At 46.3% G+C, this 789-nt stretch carries 1 protein-coding gene; it reads right to left on the bottom strand.

Annotation, left to right across the window (positions count from 1 at the left end):
• Nucleotides 1-748 (bottom strand): NAD(P)H-dependent flavin oxidoreductase (locus CVN76_RS01595; protein ID WP_198512415.1); only part of this gene is annotated, 748 nt, incomplete at its 3' end.
• Nucleotides 749-789: the final 41 nt, after the last annotated feature.

The raw sequence follows: 789 nt of genomic DNA, 5'->3' as shown, positions 1-789 counted from the left end.
TTTGGACGGATTCGAGCGAGTTATTTGCCTCATGTACGATTTGCTTGATCAGTTCATCGACAGTCAATACTTCCTTAATCAGTCCGACGGATTGTCCGCAAGACCAGATACCTCCATCCAAATCTCCCTCAAAGTATACTTTTTTGCTTCTTTGACCTGTAATGAGCGGAATTAAGGCTTCTATCGTGGCTCCTTCATTTTCGAGTCGGTCCACTTCCTTACTGACAGCATTCAACGCTACCCGTGATGGGCTTCCTATATTTCTTTGAATGACGACCGTATCCATTTCATTTGCCGATACCATCCAGTCTTTAACATGATCATGAATGGGAGCTTCTTTTGTGGCCATGAAGCGAGTTCCCATGACGATACCCTCAGCCCCCAGTGACAAGGCACTAACAAGGCTTCTGCCATCTGAAAAGCCCCCTCCCGCAATAACAGGTATGGAAACGGAATCGACGACCCTTGGCAGCATGACAAGCGTTCCTACATCCCCCATGCCGGGGTGGCCGCCTGTTTCATTTCCAACGATAATTACGGCATCGACCCCTAATTTCTCTGCAGAAATCGCATTTTTGACACTTGCTACCTTATGGATCACGGTAAAGCCGTGCTCTTTAAGTTTTGGCATCAATCCCTCTGGACTTCTGCCGCTCGTTTCGACGATTTTCACATCTTCGTCCACTAAAATATCAATGAAGTCAGCATTTGGCGTGGCCGTTTGACTTGGAAATAAATTGAGGTTCACGGCGAAGGGCTTCTTTGTCATAGATTTCACTTTACGTATTT

Source organism: Bacillus sp. mrc49 (genome assembly GCF_002803435.1).
This window is presented reverse-complemented; position numbering and strand designations above follow the sequence as displayed.